Origin of the sequence: Streptomyces sp. NPDC001787, from assembly GCF_040297465.1 — a bacterium.
Taxonomy (GTDB): domain Bacteria; phylum Actinomycetota; class Actinomycetes; order Streptomycetales; family Streptomycetaceae; genus Streptomyces.
On sequence record NZ_JBEOZE010000013.1, the window covers coordinates 197,903 to 222,294 of the forward strand.

A 24,392-nucleotide genomic window follows, 5' to 3' on the forward strand; every position below is an offset into this window, starting at 1 on the left:
GGACGGCCGCTGCGGGGGTACGGCCGTCCGCCGGATGAACGATAGACGCGGGTATTGGGCCGGGGGGCCGGTCAGTCCAGTTCGATGACAATCACGAGGACGACGCGCCGCCGACGACGCGGGGGCATGCGCCGGGTGCCGCCCCGGTTCGGCGGGTGGTTGACGGTCACCCGGGAGCGGCGGGGTGCGCGGCGACAGCGAGGACGGGGCTCCCGCCGGTGCTCGTACGTCGAAGACTCGTTCGACTCCGACTCCTCGGCGGCCTTCGCCGCATTGCGGGCGGCCTGGGCGTCGCGGAGGCGCCGAAGATACTCGATATGGGCACGCGTCGTGCCGATGGTATCGAGAAACTCGGACTTGAGGTGCGGGTCCTCGAACGCGTCGTACTGGTCGAGGATGCGGAATTCGTTGGGCATGGCTGTTGTACCTCTGCTCTCGTGTTCTGTGTACGTGATCGAATCGGGCGGTGTCGAAGATGGCGCACGTGCAGAGAGGCTGAATACACACGAGAGGAGAGAGGCGTGAATTCTGCGGAACGATGGAATCGGGGTTATGGAACTTCCGGACGGTCGAGGGGTGTTGCCGCCGTCTTGGCGACCGGTGCGTGAATCAAACTCCGTTCCACCGAATCGAGCAAGGGTTTTTGAAGATTCGGCCGAAATTGCGTATCGGGCATGATTTTGGTGTCCGGGTACGCAAAGGAAGGCCCCCGAATTCGGGTGCCGATCGGGGCCGACAAGGCCTCGCCCACTTCGACTCTACAGGGCTATTCCCGTACTCCGCAAGGGTGTTCGTCGCACGGTTGTCGCAGGCCGGGTTCAGTGAATTTCGGGCAATAGATGCAAAACGGCATGCGGGGGCATTCCTCGCATTATTCGATCCCGTGACGCATTGGGGCATTTGAACGATGTGACGGTGAGAACCTTCCTCGGGCCCACGGAGGATGTCAATCAGGATTGTCGCCCGCGTGTCGCTGTCAAATATGCGTGTACGGTGGACTCCATGGGCAGTGCAGGAGCTGAGGAGTGGTGACGATGGACACCGGCATGGACTTCGGTCCCTGGCTCGCACGACAGCTGAAGCAGTCGAAGATGAGCCAGGCCGATCTCGCTCAGGAGATCGGCCTGACCCGGGCGGCCGTCTCGGCCTGGATCACCGGGCGGGCGACTCCCCGCGAGGAGACGATCGCCAAGATCGCCGAGGCGTTGGGGACGGATCTGGGGACCATCCACACCCGGACCACCGACACCCTGGCCGGCCTGCCGGTCTCCTGGTACCACCGCCCCGGATACGCGGACGGGGGACGCGAGTTCGGCAACGCGGCGGCCTTCGCGTTCCGGGCCGATGTCGGAGTGCTGGCCCGCGAGGCCACCCAGAACAGTCTGGACGAACGCCTGGACCCAGCCCAGCCCGTCCGGGTGCGCTACACGCTGCACGAACTGACCGGAGAGTCCTTGGCCCGGTTCAAGGAGGAGATTCGCTGGGACGACCTCCTTCCGCACTACGAGGCGGCTTCCGCGCAGGACCAGAAGGTCGGCCGGACGATCGCCGCCGGGCTGCGCGACATGTACGAGCGCGACCGGCTGGTACTCCTGCGCATCGACGACTACAACGCCTCCGGTCTGACCGGCGACGACTACGAGACCGGCCGCTTCGCCGCGGTCGTCCGTCGTCAGCTCGACAGCCACAAGTCCATGAGCGCCGCCGGTGGCTCGTACGGTCTGGGCAAGGCGACGCTCTGGGCGACGAGCCGACTCGGCCTGGTGCTCATGAACTCCACGCTGTCGGAACCGCACGAGGGACGGACCGAACGGCGGCTCATCGGCCGACTCGATCTGCCCTGGCGCGAGGTGGGCGGAACGCCCTGGGCAGGTCCGGCCTGGTTCGGTCGGCCGGATCCCGACGCCGACGATGTGAACGTCGCCCGCTCGTGGTGGGCCGACGAGGGCGGAGCCGAGCGGCTCCATCTCTCCAGGGAGAGCTCCGAGCCCGGCACGTCGTTCCTGATCGTCGGGGCCCACGACGTGGCGAGCCTCGCCGAGGAGACGGAGAGCGGCGACGTCGAGGACAGCGACAGCGTGCATCGGATGCACCATCGTCTGCGGGAGGCACTCGGCCGGAACTTCTGGGCGGCCATGACCGGTGGAGCGACCGGGCGACCGTTGCTGGAGGCCTCCGTCCGGACGCTCCGCAACGGCGAGGAGATCATCGCGGAGACGCGGGTCGATCCTCAGGACACCCAACCTTCCCGCACCCGCGCACTGCAGGCGTTCCTTGACGGCACGACCGTGGAGCGGTTGACGGAGTCCGGACAGGTGGCCATGACCACCGTGCCCCTGGTGGTGCCGGGGCGGGCGGGACGGAGCGACGGGGAGCACCGGGCCGTCGTCCTGGTGACCGCGGCCGAGGACGGCGACGACGGGAAGTCGAACCGGGTGACGACCATGCGGGGCAACCGCATGACGGTCAGGATCGGGTGGGTGCCCAACCTGCCGGTAGGGACGAATCCCTTCCAGGCCGTGCTGCTCGCGGGCAGGGCGGCGGGTGAGGACGCGCCCTTCGCGGACGAGGCGGAGGCGTTCCTCCGAGCCGCGGAACCGCCCGAGCACGACAAATGGGGACAGACGGAAGAGCTGCGGATGCTCTACTCGCCGTCCGCGTACCGGCGCATCGCCACGCTCACCACCGAGACGAACAGAGCGGTGCGCGATCTGGTCGCGCTTCCCGCCAAGAAGCGCAAGGGCGGCTCGGAGCGGCTGCGCAAACGGCTCGCCGTGGGAGGCCGTAAGGTCGCCCGGCCCGTGTCGGCGGCCGGTCCGCCGACCCTGGAGGAGCTCGACGCCCGGATCGACGACGACGGCGCGTGGTGCGTCACGGGGGAGATCAAGGTTCCTCTCGGAGGAGACTCCTGGCGTCCCGTCCCGGTCGCCAAGCTGGAAGTGCGCTCCGGGCCGCGACCGGTTCTGGGCTGGTCCGAACTCGTCGCCGTGCACAACTGCGAGGTGGTGGACGGGGCGATCCACATCGCGCCCGGCGCGCGCGGTGCGACCTTCCGGGGAACCACCGACGTATCCACCCATCCGGTACGGGCCGTGTTCAGCGGACTCGTCGTGGAGCTGCGCACCGACAAGGGGGTCCAGGCATGAAGGTCTATCCGTACAAGCGACTTCCCGGTGTCGTGTCGCTCCGGGTCGAGGCCGTCGAACTGCGGGGGCCGGGCGAGATCCGGGAACCGCTGGACACCAACGCGTTCTCGACCGTCGACCAGGTGGTCGCGCCGGGAGCGGCCGGGCGGGACGACTGGGAGAGCGCCCGGCTGAAGCTCTCCGCCACCGTGCCCGGCAGGGCGACCGAGCCCGACGGCCCCTGGTCGGACGTGGCGGTCGTCGTCGTGCTGAGCGAGGGCGCGACCAACACGAGGATCACGGCGTCCCTGAGGCCCGGGGCCGAAGGGGGCCGCCAATGGGCGGGCCATCTGGATCTGTGGCGTGAGGACCATCTGGACCGGGCCACGATGTCTGTCCATGTGGTCGCCACTGTCGACGGCGTGCCGGGACGGGAGATCGCGACCTCGGACAGGGACTGGATCATCGACCTGAAGGCCGATGCGCCCCTTCGTGAGCGGGAACTCGAAGTCCATGAGGTCGGATTCCGCGAAGGGCCGGAATGGCTGCGCGGCTTCCGTGAGGTGCCGTGGATCGTCGACACGTCCGGCGACCTCCCGGCCGTCCACGTGAACACCGATTTCGAAGGCATCACCGAACTTGTCGGTGGCAACGGCACCTCGGTCGACAACCTCGTCCGCGATCTTCTGATCGCCCAGATGTGCACGGATGTGTGGACAGCCGTCTTCCACACCGCCATCGGCGACCTGGAGATCGAGGAGGACGGAACGCCGCTCTTCCCGCGCGACTGGCGCGGTGAGGTGCTCCGCGAGATGCTGCCCGACGTCGTGCCCGACCGCTCCCTGGAGGAATCCCTGCGGGAGGTCCACCGGCGACGCACCGGAACGGCCGGCTGGACCGACCTCCAACCCCGCATCCACTACGCGGCGACGCGCAGGGCGGAAGTGCCCAAGGCCCTGACCGCCACCATTCGTGGCCTCGAAAGCATCCACCGGGGGACCGACGCATGACCGAGAAGCCGAGCCACCTGCCCGAACGTCTGGCCCTGCTCGCGGACCTCAACGCCGCGCGGTACATCGGTGAAGGACTGCTCACCGGTAAGGAGAACGTCCCCTCCATCGGGCTCAACAAGGTCACCGAACCTCTGCCGTACGCGGAGGCGAGCCGTGCCGAGCTGGGGCCGGTCCGTGGTCTGGTCGACGACGCCATGCACGCCTTCGGTGACGGGAAGCCGACGGCTGCCGACGCCTGGCTGGCCCCTCGGTTGCACGCGACGCTGAGACTCAGCCGACGCGAGGCCGCCGACCGGCGGTTCTGGAACTACCTGGCGCTGGGTGTGGCCCCCGACTACGTCGTCTGGCGTCACACTTCCGAGCCGAAGAAGGACGAGCTGCCGAGGGCCACCGCCGCACGGTTCAGCGGACCGGCGTACACACAGGCGTTCGCCCGGCTGTGGTGGGCGGCCGAACTGTTCCGCGACGGCCCCGACTACGCCCCGGTCGAGACCGTGTGCGCGCACCAGGACATGCTCAACACCGTCCTGAGGCTCGACGCGATCGACCACCGACCCACGGCGCAGGCGATGGTGCGCCTGATCGATCGCGGCACGGTGAGGACCGGCCGGGAGATCAACGCGTTGGCGGCGGTGATCAACGCTTCGGCGGCCACGCTCATGTACGACGTCATCGCTCCGGACATCGAGCGGGACGGCCGGCCTCTGCGGGGCTGGATCGAGGCGGCGGAGTGGTCGGCCGCCGTGCCGCGCCGGACGCTTCCGGAGGGTCCCCCCGAGGAGAAGACGCCCGAGGCGTCCGTGGTCGCGCTGGCCGACCTGTTCGCGAGCCTCTTCGCCGAGGCCCCCGTACGCGGAAGGGGCACCGCCGACGCGGCGTGAGGGCGGGCCGGGGCCTCAGGCGTCCTCGGCCCCGTCCTCGACCGGGGACGGGGTCTGCGGCTTCCAGTCCTTGAGCTCGTCGTACCACTCCTTCCTCGGCTTCTCGCGCAGGAGAGCCATGCTCAGGATGTGGAGGGAGAGACGGGGCGGGATGGCGTTGCCGATCTGCTGGGCCACATCGGTGGACCGCCAGGGGTACGCGGCGGGGAAGGACTGGAGGAGCCCGGCCTCTTCGAACGACAGCCGTTCCAGTTCCTCACCGACCTCCTTCGCGCCCGCCTCGCCCTTGAGCAGGTAGAGCCGGTTGCGTCGTACCTTGCCGGTGATCGTCGGCGCGGGCTCGTCGGAGGTGCGGCGTCCTCGGTTCTTGGGGTCGCCGCCGGAGCCGTAGTTGGAGACCATGACGAAGTCCTCGGGACGGGTCGCTTCGAGCGCGTCCCCCATGGACACCCAGGGCTCGATGGGCGCGTCCTCCTCCTCACCGTCCGGCAGGGTCGAGAAGAGGGAATCGTCCTCCTGGTCGCCCGCCGTCGTCAGCCTTTCGGCGCCCTTCACGTACCTCTGATGCGTCGCCTTCGGGAAGCGCACCTCACGCCGCTCGTTCCCGGGGTCGTACTGCGCGATCAGCACGGCCCGTCGACGGGCCTGGGGGACACCGAAATCCTCGGAGTGCAGGATGTGGGCGTCGGCCGCGTATCCGGTCCGCTTGAGGATCTTGACGTAGTGCTTCCACACCGGCAGAACGGTGGGTACCTGTTCCAGGACGACCACGTCGTACGGTCGACCGCGCCTGAGCTTGGCCTCCATGATCCAGCGCAGGGGCTGGAGCACGAATCCGGTGCGCTCGTCCGACATGAGGTCGGTCTCGGCCTTGACCTCTTCCCACGCCTTGTCGAACGAATCGATGTCCTCGTGGTCGGCCAACCGCGTGGCCAGACGCTCCACGTCGTCCAGCGCCTTGTGCCCCTTCCGGTTGCCCGCGACGGAGAAGGACTGGCAGGGCGGCCCGCCGGTGAGCACCGTCGCCTCGACGACCGACGGGTCGCACGGGCCCAGCGCGGCGACGTCCTTGACCTCGGTGGTCAGCAGACCGGCCGCGTCACGTGTCCGGCGCGTGGCGTCGTCCCACTCGACGCCGATGCTCGCCACACCCTCGCCCGCCATGATCGTGGCGGCGATGTCGAGACCGCCGGGCCCGGCGAAGAGATCGACGATCCCGAATTTCGCAGGCGGAAGTGAGGGGTGTGCTGGGCGGGTCATGGTGTGAAAGTGTAGCCGGCGTTCAACCTCTCTCCGTCCAGCGCTTCGGGGTCGGTCGACCCGCTCGGGATCACGCGTCCAGGGCCGCCGCGACGGCCCGGCCGAGTGCCGTTCCGACGGGCGGGGGTGAGGCGTGGCCGATCTGGCGGTAGCGCGCGGTCTTCTTCCCGGCGAACGACCATTCCCGGGGGAACGACTGGAGAAGCGCGGCCTGCTCGACCGTGAGTTTGATCAACCCTGAGGGGGAGTCGTCCGGTCCGGGGACCTCGTCGGCCAGCGCCCCACCGTTGACCCCCATGCGCTCCCAGGCCTTCTTGGTCCCCGTGAGCCCCAGGTCCGCGCCTCCCCGGTTGTCCGAGCCGCCCACCAGGGTGGGCGCGACACTCAGCGCCTGTGCCGCCCACGCGTCCGCACCGGGCCAACCACGAGCGGCCATGGAGCGGTGCAGCGCGCTGCCGACCGGGACATGACTGTCGACCGTGGGCGCCGGCGGGCGGAACGCGTCGAAGTACCGCTCCTTCAGCGCGACGAGCACGCCCTGCTTGCGGTCCTGCGGCACGCCGAAGTCGGCCGCGTTCAGGACGAACCAGCGGAACCGGTACCCGAGGTGTTCCAGCTCCTTGCGGATGAACTCCCGGACGCCCTCGAAGGACGGGGAGTCGACCAGTCCGGGCACGTTCTCGATGAGCAGTGCCCTCGGTTGGACGGAGTGTGCGAGCAGCACCGCCGCCTCCAGCAGGCGCAGTTCCTCCTCCGTCTCCACCCTGGCCGCGGTCGCGCTGGACTTCACGCGCGGCAGCCCGGCCGACAACAGATCGACGTCGTAGGTCCGCGGATGCTCGTCCGGAACGAAGTCCAGCAGATCCATCTCCAGGACGTTCCACCCGGGCCGGTTCCGGCGAAGCGTCTCGCAGGCCACCGGCTTCCGGTCCAGAAGCAGGACGGGGTCGAAGCCCGCCCCCTCCAGCCCCAGCGCCAATCCGCCCGCGCCCGCGCACACATCGACGAACCGCAGTTTGCTCATAGGTCCCCACCCTTGTGTCGTTTCTGCCGTGCCTGTCGCTCCCGCTCGACGGCCGCCGCCACCTTCTCGGCGGCACCGGCCGGAGGTTCGTGCTCCCAGAACCGCAGTACGGTCCAGCCCGCCGATGCCAGGTGCTCGGTCGTCTCCAGGTCCCGCGCCATGTTCCGGTCGAGCTTGTCCCGCCACCACTGGGCGTTCGACTTCGGTTGCGTCGCGTGCACGGGGCAGCCGTGCCAGAAGCAACCGTCGATCATCACGGCCACCTTGGCCCGGGTGAACGCGATGTCGATGGTCCGCCGCGGCATGTCCGGCACGCGCACGTTGACCCGGAAGCGGTACCCCTCCGCGTGCAGCAGCTTTCGCACCGCCACCTCGGGCGCGGTGTCGCGGCTCGCCTGGCGGCTCATGCGGGCGGAGACGCCGGGGGACGAAGGTTTCGCCGTGCTCATCACCACCAGTCTCCTACGTTCCGTCCGTCCCGCGTTCGATGATCGCCGAATCTCTCCTGGTGGAGTCGATGGTCCGGAAGCGCACCAGGCTCTGCTGCGGGCCGGTCGACGACCTCGGCGGAACCAGGGAGAAGGCCATGACGAGGTGCTCGGGGTCGATCGCTCCGGCGGCGGAGATACGGGGTGCCCGGTCCTCCACCACGGGATACAGGACGAGTACGCCGCGTCGCTCGCGTACGAGCGATTCCACGATCCCGTTCCCCGTCCCCTTCTCCGTGTCCCTCGCGCGGGCGATCCGCAGCGCGGCCCCGCGGTGCTTCGGTTCACTGATGGCGCCGAAGAGGTCGCCCCGGCGCCTCCTGCGGTGGGCGAGGGAGAGCGGGCGGGAGCCGAGGACCGTGGCGGCGACACGGCGGGAGGACATCTGCTGCGGAGCGATCACCAGCCAGTCGTCGATTCCCGGGCCGTGCTCGCCCGCGGTGAGCAGGGCTTCCAGGTGCGGAGAGAACTGTGCGGGCGCGGACCACCGCAGATCGCACAGGACCCTGATCAGGGACTCGTGGTCGAGCGTGCCGAGCAGCGCCTCGTAGCTGTCACGGCCACCGTGGGTCAGGGTGACGGGGGTGGGGTCGAGCGTGTCCAGGACCGGTCGCCACACCTGCGCGTTGTGCCGCAGGTCGGCGGTGTCCGTCGGGTAGGCGGTCGGCTCGACCCATTCGCCGGGGGAGCGGATCTCCACCAGCTCCGCGTTGAACATCTTGTTGCGGGCGGACGGTTTGATCCAGGAGAGGTGCTGGGAGACCAGGGGCGGGATCTGGGCCGGGGTGACCTGGGGTTTGCCGTCGATCAGGGTGGCGTAGCGGGTGAGCTGGGCGCGGAACGTCTCCTCGTCGCGGCAGATCGCCTCGAAGGCCTCGTACAGGTCGACCGTCTTCGTTCTGCCCATCGGCTCCTCGCGGCCGATGTAGAGGCGGACCAGGTCGCGGTAGCCGGGGCGGAAGCCGAACCAGCGGCCCATCTGCATCAGGGTGTCGGCCTGCTGGGTCTTGCGGCGGTAGTACGTCACCGTCAGGCCCTCGACCGTGAAGCCCCGGGAGAGCTTCGTGCCGCCGACCAGGATCTTCCATACGTTCGGGGTGCGGTCGAAGTCCAGGTCCGGCTGGGCGTAGTCGCGTTCGGAGTCGCCGTTGACGACGAGCACCGGGGTGCCGCCGGAGTTGATCAGCTGGCGGGCGCGGAAGACGTGCGGCTTCAGGTCCTCGTACGACGTGGGCGTGGGCAGCCCCTCGTCGGCGAAGCGCCGGAAGTCGGAGACGAGGAGGGCGGCGAGGCGGTCGTGGCCCTCCTGGCCGGTGTAGGACGCCTTCTCCCACAGCGTCCTGATGCGATCGGCGAGGATCTTGTGCTCGGCCATGCGGACGGACTCGTGGACCAGCATCGTGTGGTGGCGGAACGGGCCGTCCGGGACGCCCCGGGCCGCGCGGTACAGCTTCAGGGCCCCGGTGAGGAGGAAGGCGTCCAGGGCCTCCTGGAGGCGGTCGCCCCGGGCGTCGTCGTGGATGCCCCGGATGTGGGACTCCTCGGCGCCTCCGGTGGCGGACTCGTCGGTCCGGTCCAGGTCGTGGAAGTCCTGCACGCCCATGTAGCCGGTCGGGCGCGGCAGCGAGATCAGGAAGTCGCGCGGGAAGATGTCCTCGCCGTCACCGGGGTCGACGAAGACGTTGGCGAACGGGGTGGCCGTGTAACCGACGTACTGGGCCCGGGGCAGGAGGCCGAGCAGCTGGGAGATCTGGCTGTTGATGGCCGTACGGGCGACCTTGCCCTCCTCCCACTTCTTCGGGTCCGTCGTGTTCACCGAGGCCTGGTCGGACTCGTCGTCGATGATCAGCGCCGGGATCTCGGAGAGGATCATCGGGCCGATCTTCTTCAGGTCCGTGATGAGCTTGCCCAGTACGGACTTGTTCTTCTTGACGACCATCACGCGGGCTGCCGCCCGGTGCAGGTTGTCCGGCGCGTACAGCGGCTGTGTGCGGTCCTGCTTGTCGATCTCCAGGGCCCGGATCCCGGTGGCCAGACTCTGGTAGTCGTCGTCGCGCGTGGTGAGGCGTTCGATGTCGAACGCGCCCCGTGTGGACGGGCGTCCGCCGTGACTGACGAATTTCGCCGGCCAGTCCTCGTCGTCCTGGTAGTCGACGCCGATCAGCGCGTCCAGGTCCGTGGGGTCGGCGCCGCGCAGGATGTTCTCCTGGCCGATCAGCTCCATGTCGAGCCGGCGCTGGGTCTGGCCGCGGAGGAGGTTCAGCGTGCCGCCGAGGACGATGACCAGGCGGTAGCCCGTGTCGATGGCCTTCGCCGTGACGCCGGTGAAGTTGGCGGTCTTGCCCGATTGGACGTAGCCGACGACCAGGCCGCGGGCCCCGTACGCCTCGGTGCGCGTGGGGTCGGCGAGGCGCTCGACCACGGCGTGGCTCGCCTCGTCCAGACTGGAGACCGCCGCGTCCGACCAGCCCTTGCGGCGCAGCAGCCGCTCGTACGCGTCCCAGTAGAAGGAGCGGGCGGCAGCGGTGTCGCGGGAGTACCAGGCGGTCGGCGTCGTGCTGATGACGGTCGGGCCGGGCTCCTTGAAGACCGGGACCGCCCCGTCGAGCGCCTTGCGCAGGTCGGCGCCGAAGCCCAGGCGGGTGTACGTGTCGGCGCGGCGCTCGTCGGTACGGGGCGGGGCGGACGACCACTCGGCCCGCTCCGCCAGGTCCCAGCCGGTCAGGGTGCGGTGCCACAGGGCGGTGAGTTCGTCGCCGGGGCCCGCGCCGATGACGCGGTCCGCGAAGTGGCTCAGTCCGGTGTCGGCGGGTTCGTCGGCCTCCGCGAGGGCGAAGGCCAGCTTGGCGAAGTGCTTGGGACCCCGGCGCATCGCGCCCAGGACATCGCCGTGGAGGTTGAACAGGTGGTCGGTCATGGTGTGCTCACGCTTCCTCGGGTGGGTACGTCCGGACGCGGCCGGTCAGCGCGCGAGTTCGCAGCGCGCGGCCGTCACCAGGACGCTGTTCCACAGGGCGACGTTGTCGGTGTGGACGGCCCGGACCCGTTCCTTCTGGAAGATCTCGTTGACCATCAGATAGAGCATGCTCTTCACCACCGGGGCGTCGTTCAGGCCGCCGCGCCGCCCGCCGTTGAAGACCTGCCGGTACTCCTTGTTGAGCCTGATCTCCCGCTCCTCGCGGTCGAGTTCGAAGAACACGTCCGAGGGCAGCGCGTCCCAGCGGAAGGTGATCGGGTCCTCGCCCTCCAGCTCGGGCAGCTCGTCGCGCAGGGTGCGCTTCAGCCGGGGGTCCAGGCCCTTGCCGGGCGGGATGACCGCCTTGCGCTGCGGCTCGGTGGCCCGCCGCGCCGCTTCCCGGTACGTCGTCTCCGCCTCCTGGAGATACGTGGCGAAGCTGTGCCCCGTGCCGTCCACGGCCTTTTCGAGACCGCGGGCGAAGGCGGGAGTGACCGTCACCCCGTCCTTCTTGACGGTGAGGCTGAAGACGTCGTTCGGCCCGGACGGCAGGTCGACGGCGATACGGGCCAGGGCGAGGTGTCCCTCGGCGCTGCGGGTGCTGTTCCAGCCGCCCGCCTGGACGAGCCGGTCGTTGCGGTAGATGTAGAAGCCCTGGCGTTCGGCGAGCGGGCCGATGCCCCGGTAGCTGACCAGCGGGGACTTCGGCGGCCAGATGTGGGCGGCCAGCTCCACGTCGCCGACGCCCTCGACCGGGGCGGTGAACGTACGCGGGTAGCCGGGCCGGCCGGGGAGGCGGTAGCCGAACGGGTCGATCGGCTCGACCCCTCGGTGGTCCAGCTCCTCCTTCGTCGTCACGTCCTCGACGACGATGTCGACGTTGAAGTCCTCGCGGGCGAGGAAGCGGTGGAGATAGAGCCCGAGGTGGGTCTCCAGCTTCTCGATCGCGTCGTTGAGGAAGCGGTCGGCCTGGCCCGCGGTGACGGTCTCGAACGCGCGGACCCGGTCCCAGCGGACGATCGTGCCGTGCCACTCGATCAGGCCGTCGTACCGGTCGACGAGGTCCTGGCAGTAGCCGGGGTCGACGATGTCGCACGTGAAGTCGGCCTGGGCGCGGGCGGTCAGCCAGCGGCGCCCCGCCGACGGGCTGCGCTTGGTGCGGCTGATCACGGTGAGCGAGTCGGCGTGCGAGAGGGACGCGGCCTTGAGACCGGCGCCGAAGTGGCCGAGCGCGCTCTTCCCGTACTCCTGCCGACCGCCGACCGTCATCGCGGTGTCGAGCGCCTCGTCGTTCATGCCGGTGCCGTCGTCCACCACGAGCAGGCTGACGAGCCGGTCCTCGTCGCGGAGGAAGCTGATCACGACACTGCGGGCGCCCGCGTCTATGGAGTTGTCGACCAGGTCGGCGATGGCCGCCTCGAAGCCGTATCCCTGGTGGGTCAGCGACTCGACGTAACGGGCGGCGGGCGGGAGCCGCTTGCTGCCGGTCGTCGGGATCTCGTACTGCCAGTCCGCGGACGGCTGGTAGGGCGGCATGAAGACTTCCTCGCGCACACGGAACGGGGCCCGACGGGGAGGCGCGGCCCCAAGACGATTGTTGAATTGTGATCGTATGGCAAAGGTCGGACATCCGTGAATCCTCACCACTCGTTCCACGGGGCGTGGCCGGAAGTGAACCTTGAGTGAGAGGGGGTGTCGGCGCGGCTCCCTCGCCGTTGTGCGGAACAAAGCAGTGCCTTGTGTCAACTCCCGTGAAATAATGGCTTGTTCGGTGGAGTCCGGCAGGGCGGGCGGCAACGGTGCCGATGGGGGCGGGCGGATGACTGACAGCGGGAACGCCGGTGGGCGGGGCGACGGGCAGGTCACGGGGGGTGGGGAGCGGGGCGGGACCGTCGCGCTACGGATCACGGTGAGCGGTACGCACCGGCGCAGGGAGGATCTGGCCGCGCTCTGCGCCTGGCTGGAGAACGCGCCCGCGCTGACGGAGGCGCGGGGGTGGGCCGGGCTGGAGGTGGAGCGGGGGGACTCGCTCGCCCAGAGCGAGTCCATGAGCGGCGAACTGGTCCAGGACATCCTGCTCATCGTGGCCGCCGAGGCCGCCCGGCCGCTGGCCGACATCGCGTGGAACTCGGTGACGACCTGGCACCGCAACCGGCGCCGGCTCGCCAACAGCGAGGAGGATCCCCGCGTCAGCCTCGTGGCGGACGGCTTCGAGGACGACCCCGCGCTCAACCGGGACACGGACGACCCACCGGCTCCCGACGACGATCCGGACCCCGGCGCGGGGGAGCACGGGCACGGTGGTGAACGGCCCGAGGGGGTATAGCCGTCGTGTCGCCGTACAACACACGCGGCGCGGGGAACCGCGGCAAGCGGCACCGCGCGGTGCTCATCGGCGTGGACTCGTACGACCACGAGATCGACCTGCCCGCGGTGACGCAGAGCCTCCGGCTCATGGCCGAGGCGCTCACCCACGTGACATCCGGCGTGCTCGACGAGTCGGATCTCGTCATCCTCCCCGACCCCGCCGAGAGGGAGGGGAGTCCGGGGGCGGCGCGGCCGGTGGATCCGTTCCAGGCGCACGCCGCGCTGCGGGCCGCCCGTGACGAGGTGGACGGGCTGCTCGTCGTCTACTTCGCCGGCCACGGGATCGTTCGCAGCGACGGCAGCGATCTGCATCTGCTGTTCACCTCCTCGCGCGTCACCCAGGACCCGCTGCACCCGTTCGTGGACGCCCTGTCCTGGCGGAACGGCGTGATGGCCGAGCTGCGGAAGGCGAAGGCCGACTGGGTCGTCGCGATCCTCGACTGCTGCTTCGCGGGCAACGCGCTGAACGAGTTCACGCCGGAGGTCCGGCAGAACTTCGCCGTGCTCATGGCGGCGGAGCCGGGCGTGGAGATCCCGCCCGGTGCCGAGGGCATCGGCACCGATTTCACCGTCGCCCTTCACGGGCTGCTGACCGGGCGGACCGCGGCCGACGAACCGGTCAGCTTCACCCGGATCGTCCCCGAGATACGGGAGGCGATGGCGCCCTTCAAAGCCGTCGACGGTCACCGGTGGGTTCCCGAGGAACGGCGGCACGGCGATGACGTCCTGCTCGCCCTGACACCGGCGAGCCGGCGGGTGAACTGTGTCCTCCCGCCTCCACCCCATCTACCACCGCCCGTGCCGCCCGAGGCCGACGGTCCGGGTGAGCCAGAGCACGGGACCGCCGAGTCGGGTGAGCCCGGACCGGAGGCCGTCGCGCCGGACACGCCCGAGCCCGCGCCAGCCGAGCCGGGTGAGCCCAAGCCCGCGCCAGCCGAGCCGGGTGAGCCCAAGCCCGCGCCCGTCGCGTCGGACACGCCCAAGCCCGCGCCCGTCGCGCCGGACACGCCCGAGCCCGAGCCCGTTCGCGCCGAGCAGGGCGGTGCCCTCGATCGGGTACGTCAGCGTCTGCGGGCCCTCCGCCGGAAACGGGCCATCGCGCTCACCCTCGCCCTCGCGGTCGGTGCCGGAGCGGTCCTCTGGGCGGCCCCGGACTGGCCGCCGGGCGGCGGACGCGGCGGCTGTACCCCGCCCATGGAGCTGCGGGTCCTCGTCGACCCCGATGTCCTGCCCACCGTGCAGAAGGCCGCCGACGCCTATACGAACCGGGACGCGGAGGGCTGCCGGACCGTCGGGATCGGTGTCTACGCGGGCAAGTCCACCGACGTGGTGGACGCGTTCCGGTCCGCCGCCCTGTGGCAGTCGCCGCTCCCCACGTGCCCCGTGTCCGGGGACTGCCTGCGGCCCCAGCGGGACCTCGGCGCGCAGCCGGACATCTGGATCCCGGCGGCCGGGAGCACCCTCGCGCGGGTGCGGGAAGGGCAGAGCGGGTCCGCGCGGGAGACGGTGAGGCTCGCCGGGCTGGGGCCGCTGGCCTTCACCCCGATGGTGCTCGCCGTTCCCGACCTCGGGCCCTCGGCGGCCGGTGCGCGGACCCGTGCCCCGCTCGGCTCGCTCATCGCCGGGCTGAAGACCGGCCGGCCCGCCGGTGAGGAGCCGTTGCAGGTGCTGCGGCCCGATCCCGAGGGCACGGACGGGGCGCTGCTGTCCACGGCCGCGCTGTACGACTCGGTCTCCGCCGGGGAGCCCTCCGTCGGGGAGCCTTCGGCCATCGAGGCTGGGATGGCCGACCGGCTCCGGCCGATGCCCGGCACGGCGCGCGACCTGATGTGCGCGCTGTCCGACGGGTCCCGCAACACCCTGGAGAACCGGGCCGCCGTGCTGGTCCCCGAACAGACCATGGCGCTGTTCAACCTGCCGTCCAAGGTCTCCGTGCAGGGCACCCGCCCCTCCTGCGCCAGCGACACCCTCCAGCACCGTACGGCCCGCTACCCCACCGACGTACCGGTGCTGGAGCTGCCGTTCGTCCGGGTCACCTGGACCGACGCCGACCGGGACACGAAGGCGCGCGAGCGGGCGGTGAAGGACTTCTACGACTGGCTGGTGGGGGACCCCGACGCACGGGCGCTCTTCGTGCGGGACGGGTTCCGGGATGTCGAGGACGGCAAGCAGGCGCCACCGGGACCCACCTCGCCGCTGCGTGCTCCCGCCAACGACGGGGCGGTGAGCCTCGACATCCCGGATTCGGACTCCCTCATGTCCGTGGCCTCGATCGCCGGTGCGCTGAGCGACTACCGCAAAGCCCTCGGACCCGGCCGGGTCCTCTATCTGCTCGACAACTCGACGTCCATGGAGGACAAACGGGTCTGGTCCGGGCCCGGCCGCGCCAAGGAGCTGGTGACCCGGTCGTTGCGTTCGCTCGGTGCGTTGGACCAGTACGGGGTGTGGACGCTGGCCCCCGAGAAGAAGGCGAAGAAGAAGACGGATCACCCGGACGTCGTCCGGTACGGGAAGAACACGCTGATCGGTGCGCAGAAAGCGGTCGGGGAGGCGAAGGCGGTGAATGCCGACGCGGACATCGTCACCGGGCTGACCGACGCGCTGAGGACGCTACGGAGCGGCTCGTCGGGCGCCGATCCCCGGCTGATCGTTCTGATCACCGACGACGAGGACTCCTCGGAGCTGAAGCGGAAGGACATCGAGGCGGTGGTGAAGGCGGCGGGTCAGGGGGCGCGTGTCCGTGTGGTCGCGGTCTCCCTGCGCCCCGACGGCTGTGCGCCGGGACGGCTCAACCAGCGGCTCGCCGAGGTCACTGGGGGGCGCTGCCTGGATCCGTCGGACAGCATCGCGACGGAGCTGACGGCCGAGGTCGCGAAGACCGGTACGGGGGACGCGGAATGAGTACGACGGGAAGAGACATCCGAGGGAGCCGGTGGCCCCGGACGCGTCGCCTGCGCCTCGTCGCGCTCGGCGCGCTGTTCGCCCTCGCCGCGCCGGCGTGCTCCGGCGGCTCCGGCGGTGAAGGGCCCGGCCCGGACGCGAGCGGGAAGGGTCCCGGTACGACGGCCGCCGGGCCCATCGTCGTGGCCAGCGGTCTCGATGTGACCGGCTCCGGCGGCGTACGGCAGCAGCTCATCGAGGAGTGGAACCGGCAGCACCAGGACGATCCCGCCCTCCGGGCCAAGCTCGTCGAACTCCCCGGCGGCGCCGACCAGCAGCGCAGCCAGCTGCTCGGCGCACTCCAGTCGGGCAGCGCCGCGTACGACGTGGTCAACCTCGACATCACCTGGATACCCGAGTTCGCCGAGGCGGGTCTCATCCAGGCGCTGCCCGCCGACGAAGCGGACGATCCGGACTTCATCCCCCGGGTGCAGAGCACCACGCTCTGGGAGGGCAGCAGTTACGCCAGGCCCTTCAACAGCGATGTCGGGCTGCTGTACTACCGCCGCGACCTGCTCCAGAACGGCGGGATCACCGAGGACCGGATGCCCAACAGCAGCTGGACCTGGGAGAGCCTCTACGCCTCCATCACCACCCTCGACAACGGCACTCTCGACCGGGAGCGCGGCGAGGCGGGCTGGACCACCCAACTCCGCCAGTACGAGGGGCTGACCGTCAACACCATCGAGGCCTTCGCCGCCGTCGGCGTGGAACTCGTGCGGGACGACGGCACGTACCGGTCCGACCCGGCGGAGCTGAAGAAGGGCCTCAACGAACTGCTCCGGCACGCCGACAACGACCGGCTGCTGCCCGCCGCGCTCTCCTCGGACGAGAACGCCACCCTGGCCGACTTCGCCGCCGGACGCGTCGCGTACCTGCGCCACTGGCCGTACGCCTACGGGGCGTTGCAGAGCCTGCTGAAACCCGGGCAGTACGCGGTCACGGCCCTGCCCGGCCACGCCGTGCTCGGCGGCCAGAACCTCGCCGTCACCGCGGACTCCCCGCGAGCGGAGAACGCCCGCGGGCTGACCAAGTTCCTGACCTCGCCGGAGAGCGAACGCTGCCTGCTCGACGCGGGGTTCGCCGCCACCCGCACCTCGGCCTACGAGCCCACCGCGATGTCCCGGCCCTGCTGGCCGGCGGTCGCCGCGGCCCTGCGCCCGGCCGGCAGCGCCCCCGGCGCGCCCGTGACGGGCGAGGGCAGCGCGCAGATTCCCACGGAGTCAGCCCGCGCCGCCTTCACCCGCACGCTGAGCGAGGCGCTGAAGACCGCGGTGCAGCGGCCACGCACCCCGTACTACGGGGCGTTCACGCAGGTGCTCCAGTCGAAGGCGCACGATCTGCTGACCGAGGGTTCCCCCGACATCGACGCGGCCGAGGAACTGGACAAGGCCCTCGAAGCCGCCTTCGAGGGCCGGTAGCCGGGGCATCGGGGAATACGGGGATTCGCCGGGCCCCGGCGGGTCACGGGGTCACGCGGCCCCGTGGCACTCCCGGTACGTGTTCCCCGAGCCGCACCAGCACGCGGCGCTGCGGGCCGGCGGCCAGGGGACGGCTCGGCCGCGGGCGGCGAGGGTGGTGGCGTACTGGGGGAGCAGATCCGGATCGGCCGGGGACGCGGCCTCCGACGCGGCGAACGCCTCGTACGAGGGCACCGTGCCCGTGACGATGCCGAGATTCGGCGTGCCCGCCGCGTGCAGATCGCGCAGGGCGGCCTCCAGCCGGTCCAGATGGGCCTCGTGCGTGACGTACTCGGCCGCCAACCCCGGGTAGGCGGTGAGCAGTTCGCCCAGCTCCTCGGCGGTCCAGCGCAGGACGGCGACCGGGAACGGCCGGGACAGCGCCGTGCGGTAGGTGCCCAGTTCCACGCGGAGCCGGGTGATCTCGGCCTTCAGCTCACCGGGGTCGGAGGAGCCGAGCGCCCACACCCGCTTCGGGTCGTGCAGTTCGTCGAGCGGGACGGCGGCCGTGTGCAGGGCGTCGGCCAGCTCGTCCCAGGGGTCGTGTCCGACCCCCATCAGCCTGCGGACGCGATGGCGTCCGGTCAGCAGGGCCTGGGTGGCGTACGGGACTTCCTCGCCGGGCGTCAGCAGCAGGGTCAGCGCGGCCGAGAAGACGTCATGGGCCGACTCCAGCTCGTCATGGGCCTCCAGCGTCTGGGCGGCGATGTCCCACGGTGCCGCCTCCGGCGGGCCCGCGGCGCGGATGCCGTCGATGATCGCGCGGGCCTCGGCCTCGTGCCCGTACTCCCAGAGGTTGGCCGCCTTGAGGGCCTTGACCAGGTGCGGGTTGTCGACGGTGGCGTCGGGGGCGGCGAGGAGTTCGTCGTAGAGGGTGCTGGCGCGGGCGCGATCACCGGCGAGTTCCAGATGGGCCGCGGCCTGGAGGACCAGCGGCTCGCGGTCCTCGGGGTACTGCGCCGCGGTGCGCAGCAGGCGCTCGGCTTCGGTGGTGTGGTCGGCAGGCGTGTCGGGGCGCATGAACCACACGGTACTGCCGTACGGCAACGGGAGGGAGGACGGGGAGAACCCCGCCGGGTACCGGGAGAACCCTGGTGGGTTACGGGGATTGCCCCTATCGTGCGGCCCGTGCGGGAGCGGGAGCGGATACCGGTCGTGGTGCAGGGGAGCGCGCGAGGACGGCTGTCGGCCGTGCTGCGGCGACTCCCGCGGCAGACGTGGAACCCGCGGAACCGCTGGGGCCCGCGGCGCTCGTCGAGCGTGCGCGGGACATGGCCCCCGCGGGGCGGTGTGCCGCCCGGCTCGCGGATGCGGGGCGCCGCGGTGCGCGGACTGTGGACCGGGGCCGAGCTGGTGGTCACCCTCGGCGTCCTGCTGCTGCTCCTCGTCGCCCATCAGCTGTGGTGGACCAACCGGCAGGCCCGCGAGGGCGCCGAGCACGAGGTGCGCGCGTTGCAGCGCGACTGGCGGCAGGACCGGCGGCAGGACCCGGACGGCATTGGCGCCGCAACCCTTCCCGATGCGGCGCCCGACGCGGCCCCGGGCACCGCCCCGGACGAGCCGCGCGACGGGCGGCCCGCGCGCACCGCCCCGTCCGCCGCCCCGCGCTGGGACCAGGCGTACGCCGTCCTGCGCATCCCGCGCCTCGGCCTCACCGCCCCGGTCGCCCAGGGCATCAGCAAGGGCGGCGTCCTCGACAAGGGATACGTCGGGCACTACCCCCGCACCGCGCAGCCCGGCCGGCCGGGCAACTTCGCGGTCGCCGGACACCGCAACACCCACGGCGAACCGTTCCGCCGCATCGACCGGCTGCGGCGCGGCGACCGGATCACCGTCGAGACCCGGGAGGCCGTGTACACGTACACCGTCGACAAGAGCCTCGCGCGCACGACGGCGTCGGACAGCGGGGTCATCGCCACCGTGCCGCGCAGCAATGTGCGCACGTCGGCCGGATACAGCACCCCGGGGTACTACCTGACGCTGACGACGTGCACGCCCGAGTTCACCTCCCGCTACCGGCTCATCGTGTGGGGCAAACTCACCGCGATGCGCCCGAGGTAGCCACGGGGGCCAAGGGGCCGGGGATAGGGTCCCGGAGTGCTCAGAGTCCTCAAGACACGTCCGCAGTTGCTGTGGCTGCTGGTCCCCTATGTGCTGTACCTGGGGGCGCTGCCGTTCGTGAACCGGGTCCAGCCGGTGGTGTTCGGGCTGCCGTTCCTCTTCGTGTGGCTGCTGGGGGCGACCCTGCTGACACCCGTGGCGGTATGGCTGACCTGGCGGGGGGACCACCGGTGAACGCCGCCGTGGCGACCTCCGTCTTCGCCGTCTTCATGGTCGCGACCGTCGCCCTGGGCCTGCTCGCGATGCGCGGGCGCGGCGGCGGCACGGGCGGCCTCGCCGAATGGTCGGTCGGCGGCCGGAGCCTGGGCCCCGTCTTCATCTGGGTGCTGATGGCCGGTGAGGGCTACACCAGCTTCAGCTACCTGGGCGCCGCGGGCTGGGGCTACAACTACGGGGCACCCGTCCTGTACGTCGTCGCGTACATGTCCTGCGGATACGCCATCGGCTATGTCGTCGGCCCGATGCTGTGGGCGTACGCGCGCCGGCACGGTCTGGTCGGGATCACCGACATGGTGGCGCACCGCTTCGGGCGGCCGTGGCTCGGCGCGTTGGTCGCGGTGCTGGCGACCGTGTTCCTGCTGCCGTACATCCAGCTCCAGATCACCGGCATGGGGGTCGTCGTCTCGACCATCTCCTACGGCGCGATCAGCCTGAACTGGGCGTACTTCGTCGCCTTCGCCGTCACCACCGGCTTCGTCGTGGTCAGCGGACTGCGCGGCAGCGCGTGGGTGTCCGTGCTGAAGGACGTCCTCGTCATCGCCACCCTGGGCTTCCTCGCCCTCTACGTCCCCCTGCACTACTTCGACGGGTACGGGCCCTTCCTCGACCGGCTCGTCACCGAGAAGAGCGAGTGGCTGACCTTCCCCGGCCACGGCGGCAGCGGACTCGGACAGGCGTGGTTCATCAGCACGTCGTTCCTGAACTCGCTGACCGTGGTCATCTTCCCGACCACCGTCGCCGGGTACCTGGGGGCGCGGAACGCCGACGCCCTGCGCCGCAACGCGATGTATCTGCCCGCGTACAACATCCTGCTGTTCGTGCCGATGCTGCTCGGCATGGCCGCGCTGTTCGTGGTGCCGGGGCTGGTCGGCGCGGAGTCGAACCTCGCGCTGTTCAAGCTGGTCGTGGACTCGCTGCCCGCCTGGGCCGTCGGGGTCATCGGGGTCGCCGCCGCGCTGTCCTCGATCGTTCCCATGGCCGTCTTCATGCTGGTCATCGGCACGATGTGGGGGCGCAGCGTGCTCTCGCTCGTGCCGCGCTGGGAGCAGCGGCAGAAGGGCGCCGCGCAGGTGGTCGTGGTGGTGGCGGGCGGCCTCGCGCTGCTGCTCACGTACACGGCGCCGAACACCCTCGTACGGCTCTCCCTCATCTCGTACGAGGGGATGGCGCAGCTGCTCCCCATGGTGCTGCTGGCGCTGGTGTGGCGGAGGCTGACCCTTGCCGGGGCGTTCAGCGGGCTGGCCGTCGGGGTGGCCGCGGTCTGTGCGCTCGTCTTCACGGGGAACGATCCGGTGTGGGGGGTGAACGCCGGGCTGGTCGCGCTCGCCGCGAACCTGGCCGTCGCGCTGGCCGTGACGTTCGCGGGACCGCGCGAGCGGGACGAGCGGCCCGATGACGACGTGCTGGCGAAGGACGAGCTGGAGCCACCGGCGGCCCGTACCGTCGCGGCGTGAACCGGTCCGTACGGGCGGGGGCGTGAACGTCCGCGCGGTCCGGGCCCGGACGTCCGCGTGGCCCGGTCCTGACACCCGCAGGCTCCGGTGCGACGGGTGCCATCGTGTATAACGAACGGAGTAGCGGATACGCGTACGCGCGTCCGGACACGTCAGGCAGAGCGACGAGAGGAGGGGCCGATGCGGGACACGAACCGTCTGCGCGGCGCCTTCCCGCGGCTGCTCCGGCCCATCGGTCTGCTGGTCCTCTTCCTCACCGAGGTGCTTCTCGCCGAAGGCGGCAGCCTCTCCGCCGCCGTCGCGCTCGCGGCCACCGCCGCCGCGGGCTCCGCACTCCTCGCGTGCTCCGTCATCAGCGCCCGCTGCGCCGCCCCGGTGCCCCGCACCCGGGTCCGTACCGCCATCAGGGACCGGGAGAAACGCACCGCGTTCCTGCCCCAGCGGGACCCCGACGCCAGGGGCCGCACCAGGCCCCGAGCTCCCGGCCGCGCCCTCCTGACGGCCGCCGCGTAGGGCTTCCCTTCCTCTTTTCCGCAACGGACGCACCCCGCGCGGGCCGTCATGCCGAGTTCGTCTCATCCCGGCACGACGAGACCCCCGGAGGGCTCACCCATGTCCGCTTTCATGTCCGCCTTCGCGAGCCTGGTCGGCTCGCTCGCCGATCTGCTCCAGCCGCTCTTCCAGGGCGCGTCCGCAGCCGCCGCGATCGTGCTGTTCACCGCCCTCGTACGGCTGGCCGTGCACCCGCTGTCGAGGGCCGCGGCACGCGGGCAGAAGGCCAGGACCAAGCTCCAGCCGCAGATCGCCGAACTGCGCAAGAAGCACGGCAAGAACCCCGAGCGGATGCAGAAGGCCCTCATGGAGCTGCACGCCAAGGAGCAGGTGTCGCCGCTCTCCGGCTGCCTGCCGAGCCTGCTCCAGATGCCCGCGTTCTTCCTGCTGTACCACCTGTTCTCCAGCCGGAACATCGGCGGTGAGCCCAACGAACTGCTCGGCCACCAGCTCCTGGGGGCGCCGCTCGGCGAACGCTGGCACGACGCGCTCTCGGACGGCGGGGCCTTCGGCGCGTCCGGCCTCGTCTACCTGGGGCTCTTCGCGATCGTCGCGGCCGTCGCCACCTTCAACTACGGGCGGACGAAGCGCCAGATGGCCGCCAACCCCATGACGCCCGCCACCGGCCCCGACGGACAGCCGGTGCCCGGCATGGGGGCGATGACCAAGCTGATGCCGCTGATGTCCTTCGCGACGCTGTTCACCGTCGCGGTCGTCCCGCTCGCCGCCGCCCTGTACGTGGTCACCAGCACCACCTGGACCGCCGTCGAGCGGGCCTGGCTCTACCGCGACCAGCCGGCCGCCGGTGCCGCCATGGCCCCCACGATGTAGGGCGCGGGGCGGGTGCGCGGGCAGGTACGCCGGTCCGGCGCGAACGGGGCGCGCCGGTCCAGTGTGTGAACAGGGTCTTGCGGAGTGATCCGATGTCTTGGAGGATCGGCCAAGCCTTTCGCTGGCCGCAACCCACCGACGGGCTCGATCTCGACCAAGGGGAGTTGGACCGTTGAAGCTGCTTCGAGTCGGTACGGCGGGCGCGGAACGACCCGCGCTCCTTGACCGCGACGGGACCCTGCGCGACCTTTCAGGGATCATTCCGGACATCGACGGCGATATGTTCGCCGACGACGCGTCGCTCGCCCGGGTCCGGGAGGCCGCCGCCGCGCCCGGTGAACTGCCCGCGCTGGACGCGGAAGGGCTGCGGGTCGGTCCGCCGCTCGGCCGGATCGGCAAGATCGTGTGCATCGGGCTGAACTACCACGACCACGCCACCGAGACCGGCGCGTCGATCCCGGACGAGCCGATCCTGTTCTTCAAGGCACCGGACACCGTCGTCGGACCCGAGGACACCGTGCTGGTGCCGCGCGGCAGCCGCAAGACGGACTGGGAGGTCGAGCTCGCCGTGGTCATCGGGCGCACCGCCCGCTACCTGGACTCCGCCGAGGAAGCGCTCGGACATGTCGCGGGCTACGCCACCGCGCACGACGTCTCCGAGCGGGAGTTCCAGATCGAGCGCGGCGGCACCTGGGACAAGGGCAAGAACTGCGAGACGTTCAACCCGCTGGGCCCCTGGCTGGTGACGGCCGACGAGATCCCCGACCCGCAGGCGCTGGCGCTGCGGCTCTGGGTCAACGGCGAGCTGAAGCAGAACGGCACCACCGCCGACCAGATCTTCCCGGTCGGCGAAGTGGTCCGCTACCTCAGCCACTTCATGACGCTGTACCCGGGCGATGTGATCAACACCGGTACGCCGGCCGGGGTCGCCCTGGGGCAGCCCGAGCCGAAGCCGTATCTGAAGGCGGGCGATGTCGTCGAGCTGGAGATCGAGGGGCTGGGGCGGCAGCGCCAGGAGCTGAAGGACGCCTGATCGGCCCGTGGCGGACGGCGGGGGGCGGGTGCCGCGGACACATCGCGGCGCCCGCCCCCCTTCCCGGTCCGGCTGCCCGCCCTGTCCGGTCCGCCCGTCCCCTTTCCCGGTCCGGCCGTCCGTCCCCTTCCCGGTCCGCCGCGCTCCCGGTCGGGAAGGGCGTCCGGCCGCCCGCCCGTTCAGGCGCCCAGCGACGAGACGAACCGCTCCAGCGCCTCGGTGACCAGCGCGTGGTCCTCGGCCTGCGGCAGACCGGAGACCGTGACCGTCCCGATCACGCCCGCGCCCTCGACCGCGATCGGGAACGAACCGCCGTGCGCGGCATAGACGTCCGGGTCCAGCCGCGAGGACTCCTCGAACGTGGTCCCCTTCGCCCGGAACCGGGTGCCGACCAGGTACGAGCTCTCGCCGTACCGCTCCACGACCCGGCGCTTGCGGTCGATCCACGCGTCGTTGTCCGCGCTGGATCCGGGCAGCGCGGCGTGGAAGAGCTGCTGGGCGCCGCGCCGGATGTCGATCGCGACCGGGGCGTGCCGCTCGCGGGCCAGCGCGACCAGGAGACCGCCGAGCGCGTAAGGGCTGTCCCGCAATTCCTGGCGGGCGCACGACGACAGCTACGGCACCTCGCCGCGTTGTCGAAACGCCCGAATACATCCAGTATGCGGGCG

The 24,392-nt window shown here is 71.0% G+C and carries 20 protein-coding genes; 12 read left to right on the top strand and 8 right to left on the bottom strand.

The genetic code is table 11. The features are described 5' to 3' along the window. Nucleotides 1-71: 71 nt before the first annotated feature. Nucleotides 72-416, bottom strand: coding sequence for a hypothetical protein (locus tag ABT170_RS19880; protein ID WP_329944287.1), 345 nt, complete (start codon nt 414-416; stop codon nt 72-74). A 618-nt stretch (nt 417-1,034) separates the two neighbouring features. Between ABT170_RS19880 and ABT170_RS19885 the strand changes: the two genes are divergently transcribed. From ABT170_RS19885 to ABT170_RS19895, 3 genes are read left to right on the top strand one after another with little or no spacing between them, the layout of a single operon-like run. Then, on the top strand, nt 1,035-3,146 hold the full coding sequence (locus tag ABT170_RS19885; protein ID WP_351869030.1) for a helix-turn-helix domain-containing protein: 2,112 nt from the start codon (nt 1,035-1,037) through the stop codon (nt 3,144-3,146). Then, a complete protein-coding gene (locus ABT170_RS19890; protein ID WP_351868988.1) occupies nt 3,143-4,135 on the top strand; it encodes a hypothetical protein in 993 nt (330 codons plus the stop codon). The genes ABT170_RS19885 and ABT170_RS19890 overlap by 4 nt, the downstream gene beginning before the upstream one ends. Further along, nucleotides 4,132-5,019: a DUF6339 family protein gene (locus tag ABT170_RS19895; protein WP_329944290.1), complete on the top strand. Its 888-nt coding sequence runs from the start codon at nt 4,132-4,134 to the stop codon at nt 5,017-5,019. Before ABT170_RS19890 ends, ABT170_RS19895 begins: the two co-directional genes overlap by 4 nt. A gap of 15 nt (nt 5,020-5,034) precedes the next feature. On the opposite strand, the gene ABT170_RS19900 is transcribed toward ABT170_RS19895, so the two are convergent. The 5 genes from ABT170_RS19900 to ABT170_RS19920 all read right to left on the bottom strand — a co-directional run bounded on the left by ABT170_RS19900 (nt 5,035) and on the right by ABT170_RS19920 (nt 12,283). Then, entirely contained in the window at nt 5,035-6,279 is a 1,245-nt protein-coding gene (locus tag ABT170_RS19900) for a DNA cytosine methyltransferase (RefSeq protein WP_351868991.1), read from the bottom strand. A gap of 70 nt (nt 6,280-6,349) precedes the next feature. Then, nucleotides 6,350-7,303, bottom strand: coding sequence for a DNA cytosine methyltransferase (locus ABT170_RS19905; protein WP_329944292.1), 954 nt, complete (start codon nt 7,301-7,303; stop codon nt 6,350-6,352). After that, nucleotides 7,300-7,752 carry a very short patch repair endonuclease gene (locus ABT170_RS19910; RefSeq protein WP_329944293.1) on the bottom strand — a complete coding sequence of 151 codons (453 nt, stop codon included), beginning with the start codon at nt 7,750-7,752 and terminating at the stop codon, nt 7,300-7,302. The genes ABT170_RS19905 and ABT170_RS19910 overlap by 4 nt, the downstream gene beginning before the upstream one ends. A gap of 13 nt (nt 7,753-7,765) precedes the next feature. Then, nucleotides 7,766-10,708, bottom strand: coding sequence for a Z1 domain-containing protein (locus ABT170_RS19915; protein WP_351868995.1), 2,943 nt, complete (start codon nt 10,706-10,708; stop codon nt 7,766-7,768). A gap of 45 nt (nt 10,709-10,753) precedes the next feature. Then, nucleotides 10,754-12,283, bottom strand: coding sequence for an ATP-binding protein (locus tag ABT170_RS19920; protein WP_329944295.1), 1,530 nt, complete (start codon nt 12,281-12,283; stop codon nt 10,754-10,756). A gap of 283 nt (nt 12,284-12,566) precedes the next feature. On the opposite strand from ABT170_RS19920, the gene ABT170_RS19925 reads away from it, so the two are divergent. Genes ABT170_RS19925 through ABT170_RS19935 form a run of 3 tightly spaced genes read left to right on the top strand, consistent with a single transcriptional unit; the run spans nt 12,567 to nt 17,475 of the window. Next, a complete protein-coding gene (locus ABT170_RS19925; protein WP_351868998.1) occupies nt 12,567-13,073 on the top strand; it encodes a hypothetical protein in 507 nt (168 codons plus the stop codon). A gap of 5 nt (nt 13,074-13,078) precedes the next feature. Beyond that, a complete protein-coding gene (locus tag ABT170_RS19930) occupies nt 13,079-16,015 on the top strand; it encodes a substrate-binding domain-containing protein (RefSeq protein WP_351869000.1) in 2,937 nt (978 codons plus the stop codon). Beyond that, nucleotides 16,012-17,475: an extracellular solute-binding protein gene (locus ABT170_RS19935; RefSeq protein WP_329944298.1), complete on the top strand. Its 1,464-nt coding sequence runs from the start codon at nt 16,012-16,014 to the stop codon at nt 17,473-17,475. The genes ABT170_RS19930 and ABT170_RS19935 overlap by 4 nt, the downstream gene beginning before the upstream one ends. Nucleotides 17,476-17,526: 51 nt before the next feature. On the opposite strand, the gene ABT170_RS19940 is transcribed toward ABT170_RS19935, so the two are convergent. Next, the gene (locus ABT170_RS19940; RefSeq protein ID WP_329944299.1) at nt 17,527-18,534 is read right to left on the bottom strand and encodes an SEC-C metal-binding domain-containing protein; all 1,008 of its coding nucleotides are present in this window, start codon (nt 18,532-18,534) and stop codon (nt 17,527-17,529) included. 288 nt (nt 18,535-18,822) lie between these two features. Here ABT170_RS19940 and ABT170_RS19945 point away from each other — a divergent pair, with 288 nt between their 5' ends. From ABT170_RS19945 to ABT170_RS19970, 6 genes are all read left to right on the top strand, one after another. After that, on the top strand, nt 18,823-19,575 hold the full coding sequence (locus ABT170_RS19945) for a class E sortase (RefSeq protein WP_329944412.1): 753 nt from the start codon (nt 18,823-18,825) through the stop codon (nt 19,573-19,575). Nucleotides 19,576-19,650: 75 nt separating this feature from the next. Further along, entirely contained in the window at nt 19,651-19,809 is a 159-nt protein-coding gene (locus tag ABT170_RS19950) for a DUF3311 domain-containing protein (protein ID WP_502970541.1), read from the top strand. Next, nucleotides 19,806-21,308, top strand: a complete 1,503-nt coding sequence (locus ABT170_RS19955) for a sodium:solute symporter family protein (RefSeq protein WP_351869007.1) — start codon at nt 19,806-19,808, stop codon at nt 21,306-21,308. The genes ABT170_RS19950 and ABT170_RS19955 overlap by 4 nt, the downstream gene beginning before the upstream one ends. A 180-nt stretch (nt 21,309-21,488) precedes the next feature. Beyond that, nucleotides 21,489-21,821, top strand: coding sequence for a DUF6412 domain-containing protein (locus ABT170_RS19960; protein ID WP_351869010.1), 333 nt, complete (start codon nt 21,489-21,491; stop codon nt 21,819-21,821). A gap of 99 nt (nt 21,822-21,920) precedes the next feature. Next, nucleotides 21,921-22,691: a YidC/Oxa1 family membrane protein insertase gene (locus tag ABT170_RS19965; protein WP_329944300.1), complete on the top strand. Its 771-nt coding sequence runs from the start codon at nt 21,921-21,923 to the stop codon at nt 22,689-22,691. Nucleotides 22,692-22,863: 172 nt separating this feature from the next. Continuing rightward, nucleotides 22,864-23,724, top strand: coding sequence for a fumarylacetoacetate hydrolase family protein (locus ABT170_RS19970; RefSeq protein WP_351869013.1), 861 nt, complete (start codon nt 22,864-22,866; stop codon nt 23,722-23,724). 179 nt (nt 23,725-23,903) lie between these two features. On the opposite strand, the gene ABT170_RS19975 is transcribed toward ABT170_RS19970, so the two are convergent. Next, the gene (locus tag ABT170_RS19975) at nt 23,904-24,314 is read right to left on the bottom strand and encodes a heme-degrading domain-containing protein (RefSeq protein WP_351869016.1); all 411 of its coding nucleotides are present in this window, start codon (nt 24,312-24,314) and stop codon (nt 23,904-23,906) included. Nucleotides 24,315-24,392 lie beyond the last annotated feature (78 nt).

Coding starts and splice junctions, on each gene's coding strand:
- ABT170_RS19940 (WP_329944299.1), bottom strand. CDS start 18,534: ATGCGCCCCGACACGCCTGCCGACCACACCACCGAAGCCGAGCGCCTG.
- ABT170_RS19880 (WP_329944287.1), bottom strand. CDS start 416: ATGCCCAACGAATTCCGCATCCTCGACCAGTACGACGCGTTCGAGGAC.
- ABT170_RS19920 (WP_329944295.1), bottom strand. CDS start 12,283: ATGCCGCCCTACCAGCCGTCCGCGGACTGGCAGTACGAGATCCCGACG.
- ABT170_RS19915 (WP_351868995.1), bottom strand. CDS start 10,708: ATGACCGACCACCTGTTCAACCTCCACGGCGATGTCCTGGGCGCGATG.
- ABT170_RS19895 (WP_329944290.1), top strand. CDS start 4,132: ATGACCGAGAAGCCGAGCCACCTGCCCGAACGTCTGGCCCTGCTCGCG.
- ABT170_RS19945 (WP_329944412.1), top strand. CDS start 18,823: ATGCGGGGCGCCGCGGTGCGCGGACTGTGGACCGGGGCCGAGCTGGTG.
- ABT170_RS19960 (WP_351869010.1), top strand. CDS start 21,489: ATGCGGGACACGAACCGTCTGCGCGGCGCCTTCCCGCGGCTGCTCCGG.
- ABT170_RS19890 (WP_351868988.1), top strand. CDS start 3,143: ATGAAGGTCTATCCGTACAAGCGACTTCCCGGTGTCGTGTCGCTCCGG.
- ABT170_RS19910 (WP_329944293.1), bottom strand. CDS start 7,752: ATGAGCACGGCGAAACCTTCGTCCCCCGGCGTCTCCGCCCGCATGAGC.
- ABT170_RS19925 (WP_351868998.1), top strand. CDS start 12,567: ATGACTGACAGCGGGAACGCCGGTGGGCGGGGCGACGGGCAGGTCACG.
- ABT170_RS19965 (WP_329944300.1), top strand. CDS start 21,921: ATGTCCGCTTTCATGTCCGCCTTCGCGAGCCTGGTCGGCTCGCTCGCC.
- ABT170_RS19905 (WP_329944292.1), bottom strand. CDS start 7,303: ATGAGCAAACTGCGGTTCGTCGATGTGTGCGCGGGCGCGGGCGGATTG.
- ABT170_RS19900 (WP_351868991.1), bottom strand. CDS start 6,279: ATGACCCGCCCAGCACACCCCTCACTTCCGCCTGCGAAATTCGGGATC.
- ABT170_RS19935 (WP_329944298.1), top strand. CDS start 16,012: ATGAGTACGACGGGAAGAGACATCCGAGGGAGCCGGTGGCCCCGGACG.
- ABT170_RS19885 (WP_351869030.1), top strand. CDS start 1,035: ATGGACACCGGCATGGACTTCGGTCCCTGGCTCGCACGACAGCTGAAG.